Source organism: Microbacterium sp. HMWF026, from assembly GCF_003061325.1.
Classification (GTDB): Bacteria; Actinomycetota; Actinomycetes; order Actinomycetales; family Microbacteriaceae; genus Microbacterium; species Microbacterium testaceum_E.
In genome coordinates this window covers 1-3618 of record NZ_QAJB01000317.1, presented here as the reverse complement: position 1 = coordinate 3618, position 3618 = coordinate 1, and the positions used below count along the sequence as shown (strand labels likewise).

At 73.5% G+C, this 3618-nt stretch carries 3 protein-coding genes and 1 pseudogene; all 4 read left to right on the top strand.

What is annotated here, in order from left to right:
- Window positions 1-426 (top strand): annotated as a pseudogene (locus DBR36_RS12140) (class I SAM-dependent RNA methyltransferase); the annotation flags it as partial.
- A gap of 119 nt (window positions 427-545) precedes the next feature.
- The gene (locus DBR36_RS12135; protein WP_108319734.1) at window positions 546-1214 is read left to right on the top strand and encodes a response regulator transcription factor; all 669 of its coding nucleotides are present in this window, start codon (window positions 546-548) and stop codon (window positions 1212-1214) included.
- Complete coding sequence (locus tag DBR36_RS12130) at window positions 1207-2463, top strand: ATP-binding protein (RefSeq protein WP_108319736.1); 1257 nt, start codon at window positions 1207-1209, stop codon at window positions 2461-2463. Before DBR36_RS12135 ends, DBR36_RS12130 begins: the two co-directional genes overlap by 8 nt.
- Complete coding sequence (locus DBR36_RS12125; protein WP_108319732.1) at window positions 2460-3494, top strand: hypothetical protein; 1035 nt, start codon at window positions 2460-2462, stop codon at window positions 3492-3494. The genes DBR36_RS12130 and DBR36_RS12125 overlap by 4 nt, the downstream gene beginning before the upstream one ends.
- Window positions 3495-3618: the final 124 nt, after the last annotated feature.

Below are 3618 nucleotides of genomic sequence, written 5' to 3'. Positions count from 1 at the left end.
GCCGCGACCCTGGCCGAGATGGGCGGTGCGGGGACGCGCGTCGTCAGCGTCGAGAGCGACCCGCGCGCCACCGAGCACGCGGGCGAGAACCTCGCGGAGTGGGTCGGTGCGCGCGCCGAGACCGCGCGGGTCGACCGTTTCGTCGCCCGGCTCGCCGCCGACGCCTCGGCGCGCGAGCGCGAGCGGCTCGCCCGCGGCGTCGTGCTGCTCGACCCGCCGCGCGCGGGGGCCGGGCGCGACGCCGTCGACGGGATCGCCGCCCTGCGTCCGTCGGCGGTCGTCTACGTTGCGTGCGACCCGGTCGCCCTCGCGCGCGACCTCGCCACCTTCGCCGACCACGGCTATCGCGCCGATCGCGGCATCCGCGGCGTCGATCTCTTCCCGAACTCGCACCACGTCGAGGCCGTCACCGTCCTGCGGCGGTAGGCGCGGCATCCCTCCGCCCGTGTCCGACGGGTCCGCCGGGCCCGCACCCGCGGGGGAGGACGCGCCGAGAGCGGGCCGCATCCCTGCGCGGCGGCACGTCGCGCCGATACGATGACGGCATGACGCGCGTCGCCCTCATCGATGACCACGAGTCCGTCCGACTCGGGCTCGAAGCCGCGCTCGCGCGCACCGAGGCCACCCAGGTCGTCTTCTCGGGGGCCAATGTCGCCGCGTATCTGTCGTGGCGGCAGAGCGCCGTCGCCTCGCCCGCCGACGTTGTGGTGCTCGACCTGACGCTCGGCGACGGCACCACGGTGTCCGAGAACGTCGACCGGGTCGTCCGCGACGGATCGAGCGTCATCATCCACAGCGTGGCCGATCGCGCCGCCGCCGTGCGCGAGGCGCTCGCCGCGGGCGCCGCCGGCATCGTCAGCAAGTCGTCGCCGACCCACGAGGTGCTCGGCGCCATCAGCACCGTCGCACGCGGCGAACTGCTCGACAACGTCGAGTGGGCCAGCGCCGTCGAGGGGGATCGGGAGTTCGCCGACGCCCAGCTGTCGGTGCGCGAGCGCGAGGTGCTGCGGCTGTACGCGGCCGGGCTGCCGCTCAAGGCCGTCGCGGACCGCCTGGGTGTGGCCTACTCGACCGCGAAAGAGAACATCACGCGGGTGCGCGTGAAGTACGTCGAGGTCGGACGTCCGGCCCCGACCAAGGTCGACCTGTTGCGACGGGCGATGGAAGACGGCATCCTCCAGGACGCGCCCGATGACGCTCCCGGTCATGGTTGAAACCGAACGGTCCGTGCTCGACGAAGCCTGGGGGCGCATCCCCCACACGCGAGAGGTCCAGGCCGAACAGGGCTCTTTCACGCAGACGCGCATCGAACGTGTCATCACGCTGATCGTCGGCCCCGGCTCCCTGGTGCTCGGCGCGCAGGCCTTCGCGGCGGCGTTCGGCCCCGGCGACGAGGCCGAAGGGTGGCATGTGCCGCTCGTGGTCGCCGTCTTCCTGCCGCTGGTCGCGATGGTCGTGGCGTGCTCGCTCGGACGCTTCGCGCGCGTGTTCTCGGGCGTCTTCGCGGTCGTCTTCGTCTTGGCGCTCATGGTCTGGCCGGTCGCCACGGCCGGGGGACCGGCGCCGGTGCCGACCGAGAACCCCTGGATTTTCTACCTCGTCAACGTGGCGACGGTGGCGACCATCGTCGCCTTCCCCCTGTGGCTGCAGGTGGCGTGGACCATCGCCACTCCCGTGATGTTCGGCGTCGTCCGCATGATCCAGGTCGGCGGGCGCGGCGACTTCATCGTGCCGATCGCGCTCGACGTCTCGTTCGCCCTGATCCTCGGCAGCGTCCTGGTGACCCTCGGGTGGATGTACCGCTCGATCGCCGCGAACGTCGATCAGGCGCGCGCGTCGGCGGTGTCGAGCTACGCCTCGGCCGCCGCGACCGCGGCGACCGAGCACGAGCGCGTCGCCGTCGCCGCCCTCATGCACGACAGCGTGCTCGGCGCGCTCCTCGCCGCCGAGCGCGCGTCCACCCCGCGGGAGCGCACGCTGGCGGTGAGCATGGCCCGTGAGGCCCTGACCCGCCTGGCCAACGCCGAGAAGGACTCGCTCGAGGGCAGCGACGAGCCGGTTCCGGCCGTGCGTCTCGCCGACGACATCGAGACCGCCGCGCGCGAGCTCGGGGTCGAGCTGAGCGTCGTGCGTCGCGTCGAAGAGGGGACGCCGCGCGTCCCCGGCCGGGTGGCGCGAGCCCTCGTCCTGGCGGCGATGCAGGCCGTGGCCAATGCCGTGCAGCACGCCGACGCGCAGGGCCTGACCGTTCAGCTGTCGGGGCACGCGGCGCCGGGCGGCGTGGCCGTGCGGGTCCGCGACACCGGCCCCGGGTTCGACGTGGCGGCGATCCCGCCCGACCGTCTCGGCATCCGCGGGTCCATCGATGCGCGCTTGGCCGCGGTCGGTGGGCGCAGCGAGATCGATTCGCAGGCCGGCGGCACCACGGTGACCCTCGAGTGGGAGAGCGGTGACCGCTGGTGACCGTCCGCTCGATCCTGTCCGTCATCGGTCTCGCCTTCACGGCGTACCTCGCGGCGCGCGGTCTCATCTGGACGTCGCCCGACACCGTCGAGCGCGGCTGGCTCATCGTCATGGCGCTGGTGCTCTACCTGCCCGTCACGTGGCTGTGGATCTTCGCGATCGGCGCGCGCGACCGCCGTGCCGAGGCGACGGCAACGACTCCGGCGATGCTCCCCGGCTGGGGCGTCGCTCTCGCCCTGCTCGTCACCGTCGTGGTCTCGAACGCGCCGTTCCTCGCCGTGTCGGAGTCCGGCCGCACCCAGCCGTTCGTGACCTGGGTGATCGGCGCGATCGGCGCCCTCATGACGATCGTCATGGTGCGGCGGCGCCCCGTCGTCGCCTGGACGGGCATGGGCATCCTGACCGTGTCGACCTCGATCTGGCTCGGGCCGCTGCAGGCGCTGAGCCTGGGGCTGGTCGGTTCGTTCGTGTGGGTGACGGCGGCGCAGCTGGTCACGATCGCGCTGGACCGCGCGGCGCGGGATGCCGAACGACTGGCCGAGCTGCAGCAGGCGGCGTCGGCGTGGCAGGCCTCGCAGAGCGGTCGTCAGCGCGAGCGCCGACTGCACGTGCAGCGCGCGCTGCAGGCCGCGGGACCGATCCTGGCGCGGACGATCGAGAACGGCGGCAACCTGCGCCAGGCCGACAAGCAGGCCGCTCGCCGCGCCGAGGCGAGCCTGCGCGACGAACTGCGCGGCACCCGCCTGCTCGACGACGGCGTCCGCGCCGAGATCGACGCCGCCCGTCGCCGGGGTGCGGCCGTCAGCCTGTTCGACGAGGGGGGTCTCGAGGGCCTGGCCGTGTCGGACCTGGACTGCATCCGCAGCGAGCTCGCGCGGATCCTGCGGGAGTCGGTGTCGGATCGCGTCATCATCCGCACGTCGCCGCACCACGAGGTCGCGGTGACCGTCGTCGGGCGCTCCGCGGGCGACGCCGCGGGCGGGGACGACGACAACGTCGACCTGTGGCGCGAGATCCGTCGCCCGCGCTGAGTCGCAGCTCCGAGCGAGGGGGCGCGCGCGTCGATCCGGGGCGTGCCAGACCCACCACCCCTGCGGTCCGGTGGTCCTCATCGACACAGGGGGGGTGGGGGATCCGTCGACAAATACCGTTACC

Excerpts from the sequence above, each read along its gene's own strand:
- DBR36_RS12135 (WP_108319734.1), top strand. The coding sequence starts at position 546 with ATGACGCGCGTCGCCCTCATCGATGACCACGAGTCCGTCCGACTCGGG.
- DBR36_RS12130 (WP_108319736.1), top strand. The coding sequence starts at position 1,207 with ATGGTTGAAACCGAACGGTCCGTGCTCGACGAAGCCTGGGGGCGCATC.